The sequence below is a fragment of the Sinomonas sp. P10A9 genome, assembly GCF_041022165.1.
Taxonomy (GTDB): Bacteria; Actinomycetota; Actinomycetes; order Actinomycetales; family Micrococcaceae; genus Sinomonas; species Sinomonas puerhi.
Genome location: NZ_CP163302.1, coordinates 4,210,710 through 4,227,974, shown reverse-complemented (window position 1 = coordinate 4,227,974; position 17,265 = coordinate 4,210,710). Strand labels below are relative to the sequence as shown.

General features: G+C 68.6%; 19 protein-coding genes. 15 read left to right on the top strand and 4 right to left on the bottom strand.

Annotation, left to right across the window (positions count from 1 at the left end):
• Nucleotides 1-19 precede the first annotated feature (19 nt).
• Nucleotides 20-1,225 (bottom strand): S53 family peptidase, encoded by a 1,206-nt coding sequence (locus tag AB5L97_RS19460; protein WP_369045941.1) that lies wholly within the window; start codon nucleotides 1,223-1,225, stop codon nucleotides 20-22.
• 260 nt (nucleotides 1,226-1,485) lie between these two features.
• On the opposite strand from AB5L97_RS19460, the gene AB5L97_RS19455 reads away from it, so the two are divergent.
• The 6 genes from AB5L97_RS19455 to AB5L97_RS19430 all read left to right on the top strand — a co-directional run bounded on the left by AB5L97_RS19455 (nucleotide 1,486) and on the right by AB5L97_RS19430 (nucleotide 7,234).
• The gene (locus AB5L97_RS19455) at nucleotides 1,486-2,073 is read left to right on the top strand and encodes a hypothetical protein (RefSeq protein ID WP_369045940.1); all 588 of its coding nucleotides are present in this window, start codon (nucleotides 1,486-1,488) and stop codon (nucleotides 2,071-2,073) included.
• A 109-nt stretch (nucleotides 2,074-2,182) separates the two neighbouring features.
• Nucleotides 2,183-2,938, top strand: a complete 756-nt coding sequence (locus AB5L97_RS19450; RefSeq protein ID WP_369047478.1) for a YcnI family protein — start codon at nucleotides 2,183-2,185, stop codon at nucleotides 2,936-2,938.
• Nucleotides 2,939-2,946: 8 nt separating this feature from the next.
• Nucleotides 2,947-3,543: a copper resistance CopC family protein gene (locus AB5L97_RS19445; RefSeq protein WP_369045939.1), complete on the top strand. Its 597-nt coding sequence runs from the start codon at nucleotides 2,947-2,949 to the stop codon at nucleotides 3,541-3,543.
• A 93-nt stretch (nucleotides 3,544-3,636) separates the two neighbouring features.
• Entirely contained in the window at nucleotides 3,637-4,368 is a 732-nt protein-coding gene (locus AB5L97_RS19440; protein ID WP_369045938.1) for a glutamine amidotransferase, read from the top strand.
• A gap of 167 nt (nucleotides 4,369-4,535) precedes the next feature.
• A complete protein-coding gene (locus tag AB5L97_RS19435; RefSeq protein ID WP_369045937.1) occupies nucleotides 4,536-5,828 on the top strand; it encodes a Fic family protein in 1,293 nt (430 codons plus the stop codon).
• Between the two features lie 59 nt (nucleotides 5,829-5,887).
• Nucleotides 5,888-7,234, top strand: coding sequence for a M18 family aminopeptidase (locus tag AB5L97_RS19430; RefSeq protein WP_369045936.1), 1,347 nt, complete (start codon nucleotides 5,888-5,890; stop codon nucleotides 7,232-7,234).
• A 46-nt stretch (nucleotides 7,235-7,280) separates the two neighbouring features.
• On the opposite strand, the gene AB5L97_RS19425 is transcribed toward AB5L97_RS19430, so the two are convergent.
• Nucleotides 7,281-7,556: a hypothetical protein gene (locus AB5L97_RS19425; RefSeq protein ID WP_307958633.1), complete on the bottom strand. Its 276-nt coding sequence runs from the start codon at nucleotides 7,554-7,556 to the stop codon at nucleotides 7,281-7,283.
• A 100-nt stretch (nucleotides 7,557-7,656) separates the two neighbouring features.
• Here AB5L97_RS19425 and AB5L97_RS19420 point away from each other — a divergent pair, with 100 nt between their 5' ends.
• Nucleotides 7,657-8,298: a TetR/AcrR family transcriptional regulator gene (locus tag AB5L97_RS19420; protein ID WP_369045935.1), complete on the top strand. Its 642-nt coding sequence runs from the start codon at nucleotides 7,657-7,659 to the stop codon at nucleotides 8,296-8,298.
• On the opposite strand, the gene AB5L97_RS19415 is transcribed toward AB5L97_RS19420, so the two are convergent.
• Nucleotides 8,282-8,941, bottom strand: a complete 660-nt coding sequence (locus AB5L97_RS19415; RefSeq protein ID WP_369045934.1) for a DUF1345 domain-containing protein — start codon at nucleotides 8,939-8,941, stop codon at nucleotides 8,282-8,284. The two genes, AB5L97_RS19420 and AB5L97_RS19415, sit on opposite strands and share 17 nt — an antisense overlap.
• A gap of 288 nt (nucleotides 8,942-9,229) precedes the next feature.
• On the opposite strand from AB5L97_RS19415, the gene rpsF reads away from it, so the two are divergent.
• The 6 genes from rpsF to AB5L97_RS19385 all read left to right on the top strand — a co-directional run bounded on the left by rpsF (nucleotide 9,230) and on the right by AB5L97_RS19385 (nucleotide 13,074).
• Complete coding sequence (gene rpsF, locus AB5L97_RS19410; RefSeq protein ID WP_307958628.1) at nucleotides 9,230-9,535, top strand: 30S ribosomal protein S6; 306 nt, start codon at nucleotides 9,230-9,232, stop codon at nucleotides 9,533-9,535.
• Nucleotides 9,536-9,601: 66 nt separating this feature from the next.
• Nucleotides 9,602-10,201: a single-stranded DNA-binding protein gene (locus AB5L97_RS19405; protein WP_307958627.1), complete on the top strand. Its 600-nt coding sequence runs from the start codon at nucleotides 9,602-9,604 to the stop codon at nucleotides 10,199-10,201.
• A gap of 72 nt (nucleotides 10,202-10,273) precedes the next feature.
• Nucleotides 10,274-10,513 (top strand): 30S ribosomal protein S18, encoded by a 240-nt coding sequence (rpsR, locus tag AB5L97_RS19400; RefSeq protein WP_010144869.1) that lies wholly within the window; start codon nucleotides 10,274-10,276, stop codon nucleotides 10,511-10,513.
• Between the two features lie 17 nt (nucleotides 10,514-10,530).
• Nucleotides 10,531-10,983: a 50S ribosomal protein L9 gene (gene rplI, locus AB5L97_RS19395; protein ID WP_307958626.1), complete on the top strand. Its 453-nt coding sequence runs from the start codon at nucleotides 10,531-10,533 to the stop codon at nucleotides 10,981-10,983.
• Between the two features lie 159 nt (nucleotides 10,984-11,142).
• The gene (locus AB5L97_RS19390; RefSeq protein ID WP_369045933.1) at nucleotides 11,143-11,823 is read left to right on the top strand and encodes an FMN reductase; all 681 of its coding nucleotides are present in this window, start codon (nucleotides 11,143-11,145) and stop codon (nucleotides 11,821-11,823) included.
• Nucleotides 11,824-11,916: 93 nt separating this feature from the next.
• Nucleotides 11,917-13,074, top strand: a complete 1,158-nt coding sequence (locus tag AB5L97_RS19385; protein ID WP_369045932.1) for a dipeptidase — start codon at nucleotides 11,917-11,919, stop codon at nucleotides 13,072-13,074.
• Here the strand turns inward: AB5L97_RS19385 and AB5L97_RS19380 are convergent.
• Nucleotides 13,071-13,805: a hypothetical protein gene (locus AB5L97_RS19380; RefSeq protein WP_307958623.1), complete on the bottom strand. Its 735-nt coding sequence runs from the start codon at nucleotides 13,803-13,805 to the stop codon at nucleotides 13,071-13,073. The two genes, AB5L97_RS19385 and AB5L97_RS19380, sit on opposite strands and share 4 nt — an antisense overlap.
• Nucleotides 13,806-14,263: 458 nt before the next feature.
• On the opposite strand from AB5L97_RS19380, the gene dnaB reads away from it, so the two are divergent.
• Nucleotides 14,264-15,652: a replicative DNA helicase gene (dnaB, locus tag AB5L97_RS19375; protein WP_369045931.1), complete on the top strand. Its 1,389-nt coding sequence runs from the start codon at nucleotides 14,264-14,266 to the stop codon at nucleotides 15,650-15,652.
• 327 nt (nucleotides 15,653-15,979) lie between these two features.
• Nucleotides 15,980-17,152, top strand: a complete 1,173-nt coding sequence (locus tag AB5L97_RS19370; protein WP_369045930.1) for a helix-turn-helix domain-containing protein — start codon at nucleotides 15,980-15,982, stop codon at nucleotides 17,150-17,152.
• The last annotated feature ends 113 nt before the right edge of the window (nucleotides 17,153-17,265 follow it).

Here is a 17,265-nt window from a genome sequence, read left to right as displayed (position 1 = left end):
TGACCCCGCATCGTTGGGGCTAGAAGCCCCCGGTGCCGTTCGGCGTGCCGACCCCGGTGGGGCCGTCCCAGCCGGCTCCGGCCGTGCACCACTGGGTGGTCGGGCAGGTGCCGTTGTTGCCGGAAGCCACGTCGAACAGGCTCGACGTGTGGGCGTACGGGATCGAGTTCGCGTACGTTCCGGTCGCGGCGGAGCCGGTGTTGCCGCTCTGCGCATAGACCGAGGCGATGATCGGCGAGGCCTCACTCGTGCCGCCGAACTGGCCCCAGGTCGAGGAAGTCTTCGAGGTCGGGTAGTACACGGCGAGCCCGCCATTGCTCGGATCCGAGGCAGCGGAGACATCGTTCATCGCGCGTCCGGCGCAGCCTGTGTTGGACGAGGATGCCGCCGAAAGGGCCGCGTTGAGGCTCGAGCAGCCCGAGCCGGTCCCACTCCACACCGACTCGCTCCAGCCCCGTGAGGTACCCGGCGCTGAGTTGAGCGAGGTTCCACCCACCGCCACAACGTAGCTCGAGGATGCCGGGTAGGAGGCGCCCTTGTAGCCGTTGTCGCCGGCGCTCGCCGTCACAGCGATGCCCGGGAAGTTGTAGTAGTTGCCGTAGGTCGAGTCGGCCGCGTCCGAGCCGCCGTACGAGTTCGAGATCGCTGCGACGCCGGGGAGCTTCGCGGCCGTCTGCACCGCAGTGCCAAGGTCGGCGAACGACGCCGAATTGGCCTGGAGGACCACGATCTTGCAGTCGGGGCACGCGGCAGAGACGGCGTCGACGTCGAGCGACTGCTCCTGCGCCCAGCCGGTGTTGAACCGCGGGAGGCTCGTGCCGCCGTTCTGGTTCATCACCTTCAGGCAGCCGTTGGCCGTCGTGCACGCGGGCAGGCCGAATTGGGCTCGATAGACGCCGAGGTCCGCCTCAAGGTTCGGGTAGCCGTACGCATCCACGATCGCCACGGTCTTGCCGCCCGAGGCCGCGCTAGTGAGCTTGTATGCGTCCCTGAGCTGGGAGGGGGTCAGACCGGACGACGGCGGCGTGGTCGCGTTGGCGATCGGGTGGCCGTTTGCGTCCACCGCCTGCCGCGCATGGCACGCAGCGTCGCCGGCGCGGGGCGTCGCGCAGACTTGAATGGAGTGGTCCGACTGCGGGTTCGGGCCGGGTGCTGCCCACGCTGGCGTGGTGGCGACGCCGGCGAGGAGCAGACCTGCGGCCGCTGCGGTGAGTATCTTCCTCATCAAGTGCCCTCCTGGGTGGGGAGAATAGCGCTGACATGTACGGTCGGATCGCGAGGGATTCACACTGGATTACAAAACCCGTCAACCGACTGGTGAGAGCCTCTCAGTTCTCCCAGCCTGCATCAAGGTTCACGGACATATTGTCAGCAAACTCCCAGCGAAGCCCAGTACCCCCGTGTGCGGATGCCCGCAGAGGCCCGGCTGTACGTAGAGTGGAGGGGACCCAGGCCCGGAGGCACAGGACGGAAGGCGGTGCGGGGATGCGTGCGCTGTTCAGGCTCTCCCGAGCTGGGCTCGTCGCCGGATCCACCCTCGTCCTCGCAGCCGCCGCCCATACCGCGGCGGCCGGGCGCCTGCCCGATCCGTTCATCGCCGCCGGGCTGTTCGCGCTGACGCTCCTTCCAGCCGTCTGGCTGTGTGCTCGCAGGGTGCGGACGACGACGATGCTGGCCCTGCTCGGTTCTGGGCAGCTGTTCCTCCACGAGGCGTTCTCCACCCTCTCGGAGTCCTCGGGGACCGTTCCTCTCTACGCCCCGACCGCCGGGCACGTCCATGTACTCGGCACCGCGACCGCGCACGGCGCTGGAGGCCCTGCGCAGGCCGAGAGCGTGGCGATGCTCATTGCGCACGTCATCGCGACGGTGGCCACGGCGCTGCTGCTGGCCAAGGGGGAGACTGCCCTCTGGACGCTGCGCGACTGGCTGCGCCCTCTGGTGCGGGTCCTCGTCCTCCCCCTGCTCCACCCGGTGCCGACGGTGCCAGCCGTCACCCGAGAGAGCCCCCCTGGACCCCAGCGCGGCCTGCGGCTGCCAGCGCTGCGCGGCCCGCCGGCGTCGTGCGCCGCCTGAGTCTACCGCTCGAGGCACAGTACGACACCCCGCAGACCGCGGGCCTCCCTCACCCCTGCCCACCCGCGCGAGCGCGCCGGTGGGACCACACCCGAAGGCCAAGCACATGATGAAGAACACCCTCCGCCGCGCCGCCACGGCGATCGGCACCGTCACCGCAACCGCCGCGCTGATCGTTGCCGGCGCGGCCGCCGCGAACGCGCACGTCACGGTGAGCCCCGATGACACCGGCGCCAACGGCTACTCGCACCTGACGTTCAACATGCCCAACGAGTCGGCCACGGCCAAGACGAACAAGCTCGAGGTCAAGCTCCCCACCGACACCCCGTTCACCTCCGTCTCGGTCAAGCCGGTCGAGGGCTGGACCGCGCAGGTCGTCACCTCCGATCTGCCCAAGCCCGTCACCGTGGCCGGCGCGACCGTGACCAAAGCCCCGACCGAGGTCGTCTGGACCGCGAACGACGACGCCCACCAGATCGGCCAGAACCAGTACCAGGCCTTCTCCCTCTCCGTCGGCCGACTCCCCGCTGCCGGGACCAAGGTCACCCTCCCGACCGCCCAGACGTACACCGACGGCACCGTCGTGAACTGGGACGAGGAGGCCCAGGAGGGTCAGGCCGAGCCTGAGCACCCCGCGCCGTCGTTCACCACGACCGCGGCCGACGACGCCAAGGAGTCCGCCACGGCCTCGGCCCCGCCCACCGCGTCCGGCGAGACCGGGGCGAGCCCGGCGACGGCAGCCCCGGCCTCGCAGACCGGCGACGCGACCGGGGCCTGGGGTCTGGGCCTCGGCGCGCTCGGGGCGGTCCTCGGCGCCGCGGCCCTGGCCCTTGTCCTGACCGGACGCCGCAAGGCCGCAAAGTAGGAGGAACCATGCGCATCCCCTCGCTCACCGTGCTGAGGAAGGCCGCGACCGCCGCTCTCCTCGTGGCCGCCATGCTGCTGCCCGCAGCGGCGGCCGCCCAGGCCCACGACGTCATCGAGTCGACGAACCCGGCAGACGGCTCCACCGTGCAGACGGTGCCTGACTCGGTGGTCCTGACCTTCGACCACACGCCGATTGCCATCGGCACGGAGATCCAGGTCAAGGATCCGTCGGGGACCAACGTCTCCAACGGCCCCGCCAACATCGTGGACACCAACGTCACCCAGCCGATCAAGCCGGGCGCACCGGCCGGGGTCTACACGGTCGTGTGGCGGGTGGTCTCCGCCGACTCGCACCCCATCGAAGGCACCTTCACGTTCACCGCGAAGGCCGCGGCGAGCGGGTCGGCGGCCGCGAGCGCGGGTGCCCAGAGCGCGGCGGCCAGCGGCCCCGCGTCGGCGGCTCCGGCGTCGTCCGGTTCGAACGACGGCCTCGTCCTGTGGCTTGTCATCGCAGTGGTGGCGGTGGCCGCCGTCGTGGGCCTGGCGTTCTTTGTCCGGCGAGCCGTGGCGCGAGGAGGGCAGGACACGGCGGCCCGGGACTGACGCAGGGCAGACCCTGGCGGGAAACCGACGTGGGGAGCGGGCGCGGCCTTCCGCGGCCTTCCGTGGACACCCAATGGAACGGAAAATGAGTCCATGAGGCCGTTCCTGCTCCTCGCCGCCCGCGACCATGACGAGGTGGCCGACGACGAGTACCGCGCCTTCTGCGCCTACAGCGGGCTCGCACCGGACGAGCTGCATCGGGTTCGGGCCGAAGCCGCGTCGCTGCCGGAGATTCGGCTCGAGGACTACTCGGGTGTGATCCTCGGCGGCAGCCCGTTCACCGCGTCGGACCCGGTCGAGGACAAGGGACCGGTCCAGATCCGCGTCGAGGCCGAGATCCGCGCACTGCTGGACCGGATCGTCGCCGCGGACTTCCCGTTCCTGGGGGCGTGCTACGGCGTCGGCATCCTGGGCACTCACCGGGGTGCCGTCGTCGACCGTCGCTTCGGCGAGCCCGTGGGCGCGGTCAAGGTGAGGCTCTCAGCCGTGGGGCTCAACGACCCGATCTGCGCGGGCCTCGACCCCGCGTTTTTTGCGTTCGTGGGGCACAAGGAGGCCGTGCGCACCCTGCCGCCGGACGCCGCGCTGCTCGCCGGTTCTGACACGTGCCCCGTGCAGATGTTCCGCTTCCGGAAGAACCTCTACGCGACGCAGTTCCACCCCGAACTCGACCACACGGGGCTCGAGCGGCGCATCGACGCGTACCGGCACTCGGGGTACTTCCCGCCCCACGAGGCCGAGTCGGTCAAGGAGCGCGCCCGCGGAGTGCTCGTGACCGAGCCGCAGAAGATCCTGGCCAACTTCGTGGCCCGGTACGGCGCCTGAGAACCGCTGGAGCTTCGCTCCTGCTTCTCCAAGTACGAGGTCCATTTGGAACAAAATTGGAGGAGGGTAGACTCGCTCCAAGTTCAAGTTCTACTTGGAGCAAACTGGGAGATTGCGTGAAGCTGCCGATGCGTCCGCCTCATCCGGACACGTACATGGAACGTGCCATGAACCACGTCAGCGCCTTGTTCAGTCCGGAACTCGATGATTCGGCGTACCTTCCGTGGGACGAGCTGCGATACCGCACCGTCCCGTCGTTCCTGGGCAGCGATGCTGACCACGAGCTGTGGTGGGCCGCCCTCGTGCTATCCCGCCGCGCACGCCGCCGTGACCTCGGATTGCTACAGGCGGACGGGAGACCGTTCGGCCTGGTCCTCACGGACCGGACCCTCAAGGCCTCTGAACGGATCGCTCGCGAGACGGGGGGGCGGCTGGGCCTGCCCGAGGACGTCCTGGGGCCCTCTGACCGGAACCAGTTCATCGTGCGCTCGCTCGTCGAGGAGGCCATTACCTCATCGCAGCTTGAGGGCGCCTCGACGTCGCGACGAGTGGCCCGCGAGATGCTGGATTCGGGTCGCGAACCGGCCACGAAGTCCGAGCTCATGATCGTCAACAACTATGCGGCGATGCAGCGCATCCGGGACGTCGCGGAACAGCCGCTCACACCGGATCTCGTCCTGGAGCTTCATCGCATCCTTACCGATGGGACGCTCGAAGACCCCGACGACGCGGGCCGGCTCGAGACCCCGGACGTCGAGCGGGTCGCGGTCTGGGACAACGACGTGAAGGTGCACACCCCGCCGCCCGCCGAACAGCTGCCCGAGCGCCTTCAACGCGTATGTGACTTCGCCAACGGGACGCTCGAGCCGGACGTGTACCTGCCCCCAGTGGTGAGGGCCGTCGTCGTGCATTTCATGGTCGGTTACGACCACTACTTTGCCGACGGCAACGGACGCACGGCCCGAGCGCTGTTCTACTGGAGCATGCTCCACGAGGGCTACTGGCTGAGCCAGTACGTGGCGATCTCGAAGATCCTGCGCAAGGCACCGTCGCGCTACAGCCTCGCCTATCGCCACACCGAGGACGACGACGGTGACCTCACCTACTTCGTGCACTTCCAGGTCGACGTCATCCTGCGGGCCATCCGCGAGCTTAACAACTACCTCGATGCCAAGGGGCGCGAGCTCCGATCGGCACGCTCAGCCCTGCGTGAGCATGCCCATGAGCTCAACCAGCGTCAGCTCCAGACCATCGAGGATGCTGTGCGAGACTCCGAGACGGTCACCGCCAGGGCGTACGCCGGCCACTACGGCGTTTCAGGGGAAACCGCACGCCAGGACCTCGCCCAGCTGGTCCGGCTCGGGTACATGGTGCGCTCGAAGGCCGGGAAACAGTTCGTGTGGAGGCCAGTCGAGGGTCTCGCGGGGATGCTGGGCAGACCAGAGCCGCCCGCCCGCTGACGCGGCCTCCCGAAGCCGTCAGCGGTCATCGCCGCTTCCCCGCTGGCTAGACTCGGGCCATGCCTACCGCCGCGCATCTGCATGCCCTTGACCTCGGCCGCTTCGTCATGGCCTCGCCGTCGAGTTTCCACGCCGTCGCGGAGGGCGCGCGCCGGCTCGCCGAGGCGGGGTTCCAGATCCTCGACGAGGCTGACTCCTGGCCGAGCGCTCCCGGCGGCTATGCGGTGGTCCGCGACGGCGCGCTCATCGCCTGGACGTTGCCCGACGGCGCCGGCCCGACCACGCCCTTCCGCATCCTCGGCGCACACACCGACTCGCCCTCCTTCAAGCTCAAGCCCAAGCCCACTACCGGTCGCTTCGGCTGGCTCCAGGCTGGCGTTGAGGTGTACGGCGGCCCGCTGCTGAACTCGTGGCTGGACCGCGAGCTGCGCCTCGCCGGTCGTCTCGTGACGCACGACGGCGCGCAGCACCTCGCCGCGTCCGGCCCGCTCCTGCGGTTCCCGCAGCTCGCCATCCACCTCGACCGTGCGGTCAACGAGGGCCTCGTGCTGGGCAAGCAGCAGCACATGAACCCGGTCTGGGGCCTCGGCGACCCCTCCGGAGCGGATCTGGTCGCGGTCCTGGCCGAGGCCGCGGGGCTCGACCCGGCGCGGGTCGGCGGGTATGACGTCGTCGTGGCCGACACGCAGGAGCCGGCGATCTTCGGGGCGAACGGGGAGTTCTTCGCCTCGGGCCGGCTCGACAACCTGTCCTCGGTCCACGCGGGCCTCGTGGCGCTCATCGGGCAATACACGAATCCGGTGGTCGAGGGGCGTTCGTCGAGTGGAGCGGAGCGGAGCCGCGGCGGAGGAGCCGAGTCGACATCCCGTTCCACCGATCCGATTCCGGTGCTTGCCGCGTTCGACCACGAGGAGGTCGGCTCGGCCTCCCGTTCGGGCGCCTCGGGCCCGTTCCTCGAGGACGTGCTGGCCCGCATCGCGGATGGCCTCGACGCCTCGGCGAGCGAGCGCCGTCGGGCCTTCGCCGCCTCGTGGCACGTCTCCGCCGATGCCGGCCACGCCGTGCACCCCAACTACGCCGAGCGCCATGATCCGGCCAACCACCCGCTGCTCAACGGCGGCCCGCTCCTGAAGATCAACGCGAACCAGCGCTATGCGACGGACGCGCCGGGTGCGGCTCTGTGGGCGCGGCTGTGCGCCGAGGCCGAGGTGCCGTACCAGGAGTTCGTCTCGAACAACGACGTGCCGTGCGGCTCGACGATCGGCCCGCTCACGGCGACGCGGCTCGGGATCCGGACCGTGGACGTCGGCGTGCCGCTGCTGTCGATGCACTCTGCGCGCGAGCTCGCCGGGGTGCAGGACCCGTGGCGCCTCTCGCGCGTCGCGGAGCGGTTCTTCCGGGGCTGATGCTGGGGATTCCTCCCCGGAAGAACCGCCGGTCTGGGGCCGCGGCCTACTGGACGAAGTCGAAGGCCTCGTAGGCCACGGGCTGCTCGCCGGACATCATCTGCTCGAGCACGCCCGCGCTCTGGAAGGCGGGGAACAGCGTGGTCTCGGCGAACTTCTGGGAAGCCGCCTGGCTCTCCCATACGTCGACGATCTGGATGCGGCCGTCCGGCAGTTCGCTCGCGGCGTGGACGAGGAGGCCGTCGGGCTTGGGGTCGAGGACTCCGGGGACTGAGTCGTATTCGGCCCGGGAATTGGCGTAGGAAACCATGGCGACTGGCATGGGACTCACCTTCTGGAAGGACCTGCTGGGGACGTTCACTAGAGGTATACTCTAGTGACTTACATCACTCAGTGTGCGTCTGCAGAGGAGGTGCGTCAAGATGCCGGAGCACGCGAGTTCCGCGTCGTCGGCCCGCCGCGAGAAGTCGGCACAGACCCGTCACGCCATCGTCGTGGCGGCGGCGAAGCTCTTCACTGAGCGGGGCTACGCGGGCACGCGGATGGCGGACATCGCGCGGGAGGCGGGGTATGCCGTCCAGACTGTCTACTTCGTCTTCCACACCAAGCCCGAGCTGCTCCAGGCCTGCTACACGCGTGCCGTGCTCGGGGATGATGATCCGCGCCCACCCCAGGAGCAGCCCTTCTACGCGGCGGTCATGACTGCCCGCAGCGGCGAGGAGCTGCTCGGCCATTTCGCGTTCGGCAATGCCCAGATCCAGGCCCGGGCTGCCGGCATTGAGGAGGTGGCGCGGGAGGCTCGGCATGAGCCCGAGGCCCGAGCTGTCCGCGATTACAACGAGCGGCTCCGGCGCGAGGGCTACGCCGAGATCATTGCGTTCCTCGATGAGCGCTTCGGCCTCCGGCCGGGCCTCGCGCGGGAGGACGCCCTCGAGCTGGTGCTCATGTACGGGGGAGCGGGACCTTTCAACGCGCTCGTCCGCGACGCAGGGTGGGGCCTCGATCGGTTTGCCGCGTGGCTCGAGGGCGTCCTGAGGTGGGAATTGCTCAGCTCGCGAGGTTGATGACCAGGTTGATCGTCGTGGCGAGGATGAGCGTGGCGAACACGAACGCGAGCAGGCTGTGCTTGAGCGCTTCGGCACGGATGGCGTGGTCTTTGATGGCCGTGTCCGAGACCTGGTAGGTCATGCCGAGGCTGAAGGCCATGTACGCGATGTCCGTGTAGCGCGGCGACTCTTCCTGGTTGAAGTCGATGCCGCCCTCGGGCCGCGCCGCGTAGTACAGCTCTGTGTACCTCAGCGTGAACAGGGTGTGCAGCATGAGCCACGACGCCGCGACGACTGTCAGGGCGACGACCGCAAGCGCGATCTTCTCGCCCTTGGGCGCGTTGCTCCCGTTGCCGATCACGAAGACGACGGCGATGATCGCTGCGGCATTCGCGCACAGGATCAGGAAGTCTCGTGTGGACCGCCGGGGATCCTCCATGCGCGCGTGGATCCGTGTTTTCTCGGTGTCCATCGGGGCGATGACGGTCCAGACCCAGATGTCGTAGATGAGCGCGGCCGCGCCCCAGCCGGCGGCGGGCGCAACCCACCATGACCACAGGAATCCGACGGCGATCAGGACGACGGCGCCGACGGCGAGCATGGTCCAGAGGCGTCGGCGGGCGTTCTGCGCACGGGGGGAAGGCTGTGCCTCAGGTGTCATGCACACGATCCTGCCAGCGGACTCTGGGAATCCGCTGCTCGTCCACAGCGGTGCGCCGTGGCGTGTCGTCCACATACGGCGTCCGGCTCGTACGACGTCGTGTGGTCGCCGATAGCGTTGGTCGAGGGATGGTTCCGGGTCAAGCGGACGCGCTGGATCCGGTAGACTTGTGCAGTCTGTGCGCCAGCTTCGACCTTTTTGTCGGGTGATGCTGCGCGTGGACACGCACATGAACCTCCTGTTGCGGAAAGACCGCAACCGCTTAGCCCAAAGGAGGTGGGTTCACACATGCGTCCTTACGAACTGATGGTCCTCATCGACCCCGAGGTCGACGAGCGCTCAGTCCAGCAGTCGCTGGACAAGTTCCTCTCTGTGATCACCAACGACGGTGGAACCGTCGACAAGGTGGACATCTGGGGTCGTCGTCGCCTGTCCTACGACATCAAGAAGAAGAACGAGGCAATCTACGCCGTCGTGAACTTCACCTCGGAGCCAGCCACGGCGCAGGAGCTGGACCGCCAGCTGTCCCTCAACGAGACGATCCTGCGTACCAAGATCATCCGCCCCGAGGACCAGAAGGTTTCCGCCAAGTAGTCTTGGCGTGAATCCCTCACCCAGTACAACGATTTTCAGTACGCACGCACGGAACCAGGAGGAAGCATGGCAGGCGAGACCACCATTACGGTGATCGGCAATCTGACGAACGACCCCGAGCTGCGGTTCACGCCGTCCGGTTCGGCCGTCGCCAACTTCACCGTGGCCTCCACGCCGCGTACCTTCGACCGCCAGTCGAATGAGTGGAAGGACGGGGAAACCCTGTTCCTCCGCGCGTCGATCTGGCGCGAGGCTGCCGAGAACGTCGCCGAGTCCCTCACCAAGGGCATGCGTGTGATCGTGACCGGGCGCCTGAAGAGCCGTTCGTACGAAACCAAGGAAGGCGAGAAGCGCACCGTCATCGAGCTTGAGGCCGACGAGATCGGCCCGAGCCTGCGCTACGCGTCCGCGAAGGTCAACCGCACCCAGCGCTCCGGCGGTCAGGGTGGCGGCAACTTCGGCGGCGGGCAGGGCGGCGGCAACTTCGGCGGCGGCAATGCCGGCGGAGGCTGGAGTGGCGGCCAGGGGTCTCAGGCCCCGAGCGGCGGCAACTCCGGCGGCAGCTGGGGCGGCGGCCAGCAGCAGGACGACCCGTGGGCGACCCCGGGCGTCAGCAATGCTGGCGGCGGCTGGGGCAACGGCAACGAGTCTGAGCCCCCGTTCTGATCGACTTCCTTTCCACAACATCAACCATCCCGTGGCGCAGCCACGGGCTCCAGAGATCTAAGGAGCTCCACGATGGCCAAGGCTGAAATTCGCAAGCCGAAACCAAAGTCCAACCCCTTGAAGGCCGCTGACATCACTGTCATCGACTACAAGGACGTCGCCCTGCTGCGCAAGTTCATCTCGGACCGCGGCAAGATCCGCGCCCGTCGGGTGACCGGCGTGACCGTGCAGGAGCAGCGCAAGATCGCCCAGGCGATCAAGAACGCCCGCGAGGTCGCCCTGCTCCCCTACTCCGGCGCTGGCCGCGGCTGAGAAGGGAAGCAACTTTCATGGCAAAGCTCATTCTGACGAACGAGGTGACGGGTCTCGGTTCTGCCGGTGACGTCGTCGAGGTCAAGGACGGCTACGCGCGCAACTACCTGCTGCCGCGCAGTTTCGCCGTCGCCTGGACCAAGGGCGGCGAGAAGCAGGTCGAGCAGATCCGCGCCGCACGTGAGGCACGCGCCCACAAGTCGCTCGAGGCCGCTCAGGCCCAGGCCGCTGCCCTTGCGGGCACTTCGGTGCGCCTTGAGGTGAAGGCCGGCAAGGAAGGCCGCCTGTTCGGCACCGTCCGCGCCGAGGCCGTTGCCGGTGCAGTCGAGGCCGCCGGTCTCGGCGCCATCGACAAGCGCAAGGTGGTCATCCCCGGCCACATCAAGTCCACCGGCAAGTACGAGGTCGCCGTGCGCCTGCACGACGACGTCTCCGCTGTGGTCAACCTCGAGGTTGTCCCCGCGAAGTAGTCGCGCTGGTCGCGGCCCGTCATTATGCACGGACCGCGCCTGAAAAGCCCCTTCCCCTCGCGCGGAAGGGGCTTTTCGCGTCCGCGGGAATAGCTGCTGGCTTCCCCCCGTTGGAGGAACTAGATGCAAATGCATGAACTTCCAACCAGGGCAGGACACATGGCCGAGAACACCAACATCGTTGTCATCTCCGCAGGCCTCGGCGTGCCGTCGTCGAGCAGGCTCCTCGCGGACCAACTCTCCGCCGCCACCGAGCGGCTCGCGCGCGGGGCCGGATTTGCGCCGTCCGTGACCACGATCGAGCTCCGCGACCTCGCCGTGGATATCGCCAACAACTTCGTGACCGGCTATGCGGCGCCCAATCTCGCGGAGGCGATCGCCGTCGTCGAGCGCGCCGATGCGATCATCGCGGTGACCCCAGTGTTCTCCTCGAGCTACAGCGGTCTGTTCAAGTCCTTCATTGATGTGCTTGAGCCGCGTTCCCTCGAGGGGAAGCTCGTCCTGTTGGCTGCGACCGGAGGTTCGGCCCGCCACAGCCTCATGCTCGACTTCGCGATGCGTCCACTCTTCAGCTACCTGCGCACGCGCATCCTGCCGACCACGGTGTTCGCGGCCCCGACCGACTGGGGTCAGGGCGCGGCGGGAGACCGTACTCTCGGCGGAGGCCTCACTGCCCGCATCGAGCGTGCCGCGACGGAGCTCGTCCTCGAGCTCGCCCGCGAGCAGGGCGCGGCCGCCGACGACCGTCCCGCCGCCACACTGCCAAAGGTCGCGACGCGGCCCGAGGACAAGTCCTTCGAGGAGCTCCTCGCAGACCTCACCGGCGCCGACGCCGTCTGAGACCACCTCCCGGAACCCATCGTCAGGAGGTCATCACACTGAGGTCACATCATGTGGCTCTCAGGAGATGACGTCCAGACGTACGATGGCCGAATGCAGCCCGCAGCCCCTGAGCACGCCCCGATCTTCGACGGCCACAACGACCTCCCCTGGGCCCTCCGCCAGGACTTCGCCTACGATGTCGCGGCAGCGACCCTCGACGCCGGCCAGCCCCGTCTCCATACCGACATCCCTCGGCTGCGGGCCGGTGGCCTGGGCGCCCAGTTCTGGTCGGTCTTCGTGCCGTCGACGCTGGCCCCCGAGGAGTCCGTCGTCGCGACCCTCGAGCAGATCGACTGCGTGCGCCGGATCGCCGCGGCGCACCCGGACACGTTCGAACTTGCCAGGACCGCCGAGCAGGTGCGCGCCGCGGTCGGCCGCGGCAGGATCGCTTCCCTCATGGGCGCCGAGGGCGGTCACAGCATCGCCGGCTCCCTGGGGGTGCTACGGATGCTCGCCCAGCTGGGCGTGCGCTACATGACACTCACGCATAACGACGATGTGCCGTGGGCCTGCTCGGCGACTGGCGAGGCGATGGAGCGCGGGCACGATACGGGGCTCACGGACGTCGGCCGGGATGTGGTGGCTGAGATGAACCGGATCGGCATGCTCGTGGACCTCTCGCACGTCTCTCCGCGCACCATGGCGGACGCGCTCGACGCCACGCGTGCCCCCGTGATCTTCTCGCACTCGTCCGCGCGGTCCGTCTGCGACCACCCGCGCAATGTCCCCGACGACGTGCTCGAGCGGCTTCCTGCCAACGGCGGAGTCCTCATGGTCACCTTCGTGCCGAAGTTCGTCTCTGAGGCCTGCCGCGAGCACGCCCTTGCGGTCCGGGACACGAGGCGCGCTCTCGGCCTGCCGACCGAATTCCACGATGTCCCGCCCCTCGAGGACCCCGCTGCTGCGGCGGCGTTTGCCGCCTGGCTCGAGGCGAACCCGGCGCCCGAGGCGACGATCGGCGACGTCGTGCGCCACCTCGAGCACGCGCGCGAGGTGGTCGGCCCACGCCATCTCGGGCTCGGCGGGGACTTCGACGGAACCACCGACCTGCCGCGCGGCATGGATGGCGTGGCCGGCTATGCGCCCCTGCTCGCGGCGCTCGAAGAGCGCGGGTGGCCGCGCGAGGACCTCGATGCGCTGTGCTTCGACAACGCGCTGCGGGTGCTCGAGGAGGCCGAGCCCGCCGGGATGCAGCGGCTCGCTGTCTAGAGGAGCGAGACGAACGCCCGAGCGTCCTCGATCGTGATGTCCGAGTGGCGCCGCAGCATCTGCGCGGCGTCCTCGGCGTCCCCGATCTGCGCCAGGCCCTTGATCTCGTTGTAGATCTCGTCGTTCAGCATGTTGGACGCGACCTCGAGGGTCTGGCGTCCGTTGCTGACAATCGCCCGGTAGCGGTACGGGAACCGCTGGGGGCGGGGCGCGGCCGGCTCGTCCTCGGCCTCTTCCGGTGCCGCAGGCCGGTTCTGGGCAGGCGGCTGCGGCGCTGGAGCGGGCTTATCAGCCTCCTGCGGACCCCCCTCAGATCCGCGCTGGCGCACGACGGCGCGGGGCTGCTCGGGTGCGGGGGGAGCCTGGTGTGCGGGGGCGTCGTGGTGCGCCGGGGCATCAGGGGACGGCTCCGCCGCGGCCGCACCGCCCCGGAAGGCCTGAGGATAGCGGTCCAGGAGGATGACCGCGTTGCGGGCGTCGACGAGGCCAGAGCCCGTGGCCTCGCGGTATGCCGCAATCGCCTGCACGGTGAGTCCGCGGGCAATGAGCGAGTAGATGGCGCGGTGCTGGGCCTCGGTGAGTCGTGCGGCGGCTGCCGCCGCGGCATCGGGGCCAGCGGCAAGCGCGCCCTCGACGGACGCTTTGGCGCGCCGTGCGCCCGCACGGAGCACGAAGACGACGACGGCGGCGACCATCAGGAGGATCAGGATCGGGGGCAGCAGGGTTTCCATCAGTGCTTCTCGGGTGGCGGAGTGTGCAGTTCCAGCGTAGTGCCTGCGCCGACGGTGCTGCGAGGGTCGGGCAACATGCCGTGGGCAGAATGCCGCGGGCCAGCTCACGATCTACATGTGGCATAAATCACATAATTGATTGATCTATTCCTGAAAACACATTTGTTGGGTGAATGGCCCCGTTTCGGGCTGTGGATTGCTCCTGTGGAAAAAAATCTTCCGTCCACACGTTGTCAACAGAGTCTTCCCAGATGAGAGACCGATTCTTAGAGACTCCTGAAACTTATCCACATCTATCCACAGGGTCTGTGAACAACAATGGGCGGGTTGCCCACACCTTGTCCACAGGCGCGGTGGACGGTGGGCTTTCGAATGTCGGAGGGCCCAGATACGGTGTGCTCGTCCCTCCGGGGGGAGACTTTGCCTCCGGGACGATTGCTAGCTCCGAGGTGTTGCCCGTGTCCACGTCCCACGTCGATTCAGCGCCGTCCGTCAGGGACTCCGACGCTGGGCGCACGCCACCGCAGGACATCGTGGCCGAGCAGTCCGTGCTCGGCGGCATGATGCTCTCGAAGGATGCCATCGCAGATGTCGTGGAGGTGCTGCGCGGTGTGGACTTCTACCGCCCCGCGCACGAGGCGATCTACGAGGCGATCATCGACCTCTACGGCAAAGGCGAGCCCGCCGATGCCGTGACGGTCTCCGACGAGCTGACCAAGCGCGGCGAGATCAATCGCGTGGGCGGTCCGGCCTATCTCCACGAGCTCATCCAGTCGGTGCCGACGGCCGCGAACGCCGGTTACTACGCCGAGATCGTCGCCGAGCGAGCCGTTCTCCGACGGCTCGTGAGTGCCGGCACCAAGATCGTCCAGCTCGGGTACGGGCAGGACGGCGAGGTCGAGGACCTCGTCAACCAGGCCCAAGCGGAGGTCTACTCCGTGGCCGAGCGCCGCGCCGCCGAGGACTACGTTCCGCTCTCGCAGGTCATGGAGGGCGCGATGGACGAGATCGAGGCCGCAGGCCACCGCGGCGGCGGCATGACGGGCGTCCCGACGGGCTTCTACGAGCTCGACGAGCTCACTCACGGGCTCCATCCCGGCCAGATGATCGTCATCGCGGCGCGCCCCGCCGTCGGAAAGTCGACCTTCGCACTGGACTTCGCGCGGTCTGCGGCCATCAAGCACAAGATGGCCACCGTCTTCTTCTCCCTCGAGATGGGGCGGAACGAGATCGCCATGCGCCTCATGAGCGCCGAGGCATCCATCCAGTTGCAGGACCTGCGCCGCGGCACGCTCCGCGACGACCAGTGGTCCAAGATCGCCTCGGTGCTGGGCCCGCTGAATGAGTCGCCGCTCTTCATCGACGACTCGCCGAATATGTCCCTCATGGAGATCCGCGCGAAGTGCCGCCGCCTCAAGCAGCAGCACGACCTCAAGCTCGTGGTCCTCGACTACCTCCAGCTCATGACCTCGGGCAAGAAGGTCGAGAGCCGTCAGCAGGAGGTCTCGGAGTTCTCGCGCGCCCTCAAGCTCCTCGCGAAGGAGCTGCAGGTGCCTGTCATCGCGCTCTCGCAGCTCAATCGCGGTTCAGAGCAGCGCCAGGACAAGCGGCCGATGATCTCGGACCTTCGCGAGTCGGGCAGTATCGAGCAGGATGCCGACATGGTCATACTTCTGCACCGCGAGGACGTCTACAACAAGGAGTCCCCGCGAGCCGGTGAAGCGGACATCCTCGTGGCCAAGCACCGCAACGGCCCCACGAAGGACATCGTCGTCGCGTTCCAGGGCCACTACTCGCGCTTCGCCAACATGGCGGCTGACGCGGGCGGCGAGGGCGGCGGGTTCTAGGAGGCGCCGCGATCCATGGGATTCTTCGCATACGTTGACGAGTCCGGGTCCAACCGATCGGATGATCCGCACGAAGCATGAGACAACCGGCCTGTTAAGGTGCGAATCCTCGGGCCCTGTCGTCCGGCAGGAACTCCCGAGGATCACTTCTAGGGCCACCACGATAGCCCAGCGCCACGATCGTGCCACGATTCGTCGGAGCATGCCACAGCCCGCAAGCAGCGGCTGGCACACTACTGTCCAAACCTGAGTGATCCATGCCACTCTGATGTGACTGTCCCCACCGGGAACGCCCGGAAGACGAGAACCGCAGCCGAGGAGGTGCCTGTGACGCAGTCGCGCCTCGAGGCCGCCCTCACTGTGTTCGATGACCCGACGGCCAAGGCCCGCGAGCTCCTCGGTCTTCACCGAGCCTGGTCGACAAGCCGGCAGATCCCCGACCTCCTGCGTCCCGTCATCGCCCGCGCCTGGCAGCGGCAGGGCACCGTGCCTGGCCACCTGCGCCCCCTCGGCGACGCGGCCGTGGCGGAGCGGCGCGACCGCGCCGAGGATCTGGCCTCAGTGGTGCCTCTGCTCGGGGACAGGCTCCTGCCTCTCGCGGCCGAGGCCGGCAACGAGCTGGTGGTGAGTGACGATCAGGGCTACGTCCTGTGGGTCAGCGGCCCGGCCCCGGTGCGTCGTAAGAGCGAGGAGCTCGGCTACGTGCAGGGCGCCCGCTGGCGCGAGCGCGACGTTGGCGTCAATGCTCTCGGCACGGCGATGGAGGAACGCCGCCCCGTGCAGATCTTCGGGCCCGAGCACGGTGACGAGGACCAGCATCCCTGGGTCTGCACGAGCGCCCCGCTCCTCGACCCGCGCACGGGAACTCTGCTCGGCGTCGTCACCCTCAGCGGCTCCTACCGAACCGCCCACCCGCACACGCTCTCCCTCGTCACCATGGCCGCCGGGGAGGCCATGGGCCTGCTCCGCAGCCGTCACGCTGACGGGCTGCGCCGTCTCGCCCGCGATGCAGGCCAACGCGGGGTTGTCCCTGCACGTGTCGCGACCCTCGTGGTGGACGACGCCGGCTGGGTCGCCTCCGCGCACGGCTACGGCGTCGGCGAACGCATCCGCCTTCCGGCAGGGCTGTCCGGGGGGCCTGCGTGGGTACCGGGTGTGGGTCAGGTCTTCGCTGAGCCGCTCGACGGCGGCTGGCTTCTTCGGGCGGCCGTGGCCCAGACGCAGCTGGAGCTGCGGCCCGGACCGCCGCCCTCCGCCCTCATGCGTTCTGGGCCGGACGCCACCGAGATCCCGCTGACCGCGCGGCATTTTGAGCTCCTGACGCTCCTCGCTGCCCACCCGCAGGGTCTCGACGCCCGCGAGGTGCTCTCGCGCCTCGACGGCGCCCAGACCGAGGTGACGGTCCGCGCGGAGCTCTCGCGCCTGCGCCGGCGTCTCGGCGGGCTCATCGAGAGCCGGCCGTATCGCCTGACGGTACCGGCCGCCGTCGTGCGCCCCTGACTCGGGGTCACGTCCCAACGGTCCGGGGTCACGTCCCAACGGTCCGGGGCCACGTCCCGACGGTCCGGGGTCAGGTCCCTGCGACGCGCGGCCAATCCGCCAGGGCCAGGCCT

Bases quoted from the DNA above. Each gene is read 5' to 3' on its own strand.
- AB5L97_RS19460 (WP_369045941.1), bottom strand. From the start codon at position 1,225: ATGAGGAAGATACTCACCGCAGCGGCCGCAGGTCTGCTCCTCGCCGGC.
- AB5L97_RS19455 (WP_369045940.1), top strand. From the start codon at position 1,486: ATGCGTGCGCTGTTCAGGCTCTCCCGAGCTGGGCTCGTCGCCGGATCC.
- AB5L97_RS19450 (WP_369047478.1), top strand. From the start codon at position 2,183: ATGAAGAACACCCTCCGCCGCGCCGCCACGGCGATCGGCACCGTCACC.
- AB5L97_RS19445 (WP_369045939.1), top strand. From the start codon at position 2,947: ATGCGCATCCCCTCGCTCACCGTGCTGAGGAAGGCCGCGACCGCCGCT.
- AB5L97_RS19440 (WP_369045938.1), top strand. From the start codon at position 3,637: ATGAGGCCGTTCCTGCTCCTCGCCGCCCGCGACCATGACGAGGTGGCC.
- AB5L97_RS19435 (WP_369045937.1), top strand. From the start codon at position 4,536: ATGAACCACGTCAGCGCCTTGTTCAGTCCGGAACTCGATGATTCGGCG.
- AB5L97_RS19430 (WP_369045936.1), top strand. From the start codon at position 5,888: ATGCCTACCGCCGCGCATCTGCATGCCCTTGACCTCGGCCGCTTCGTC.
- AB5L97_RS19425 (WP_307958633.1), bottom strand. From the start codon at position 7,556: ATGCCAGTCGCCATGGTTTCCTACGCCAATTCCCGGGCCGAATACGAC.
- AB5L97_RS19420 (WP_369045935.1), top strand. From the start codon at position 7,657: ATGCCGGAGCACGCGAGTTCCGCGTCGTCGGCCCGCCGCGAGAAGTCG.
- AB5L97_RS19415 (WP_369045934.1), bottom strand. From the start codon at position 8,941: ATGACACCTGAGGCACAGCCTTCCCCCCGTGCGCAGAACGCCCGCCGA.
- rpsF (WP_307958628.1), top strand. From the start codon at position 9,230: ATGCGTCCTTACGAACTGATGGTCCTCATCGACCCCGAGGTCGACGAG.
- AB5L97_RS19405 (WP_307958627.1), top strand. From the start codon at position 9,602: ATGGCAGGCGAGACCACCATTACGGTGATCGGCAATCTGACGAACGAC.
- rpsR (WP_010144869.1), top strand. From the start codon at position 10,274: ATGGCCAAGGCTGAAATTCGCAAGCCGAAACCAAAGTCCAACCCCTTG.
- rplI (WP_307958626.1), top strand. From the start codon at position 10,531: ATGGCAAAGCTCATTCTGACGAACGAGGTGACGGGTCTCGGTTCTGCC.
- AB5L97_RS19390 (WP_369045933.1), top strand. From the start codon at position 11,143: ATGGCCGAGAACACCAACATCGTTGTCATCTCCGCAGGCCTCGGCGTG.
- AB5L97_RS19385 (WP_369045932.1), top strand. From the start codon at position 11,917: ATGCAGCCCGCAGCCCCTGAGCACGCCCCGATCTTCGACGGCCACAAC.
- AB5L97_RS19380 (WP_307958623.1), bottom strand. From the start codon at position 13,805: ATGGAAACCCTGCTGCCCCCGATCCTGATCCTCCTGATGGTCGCCGCC.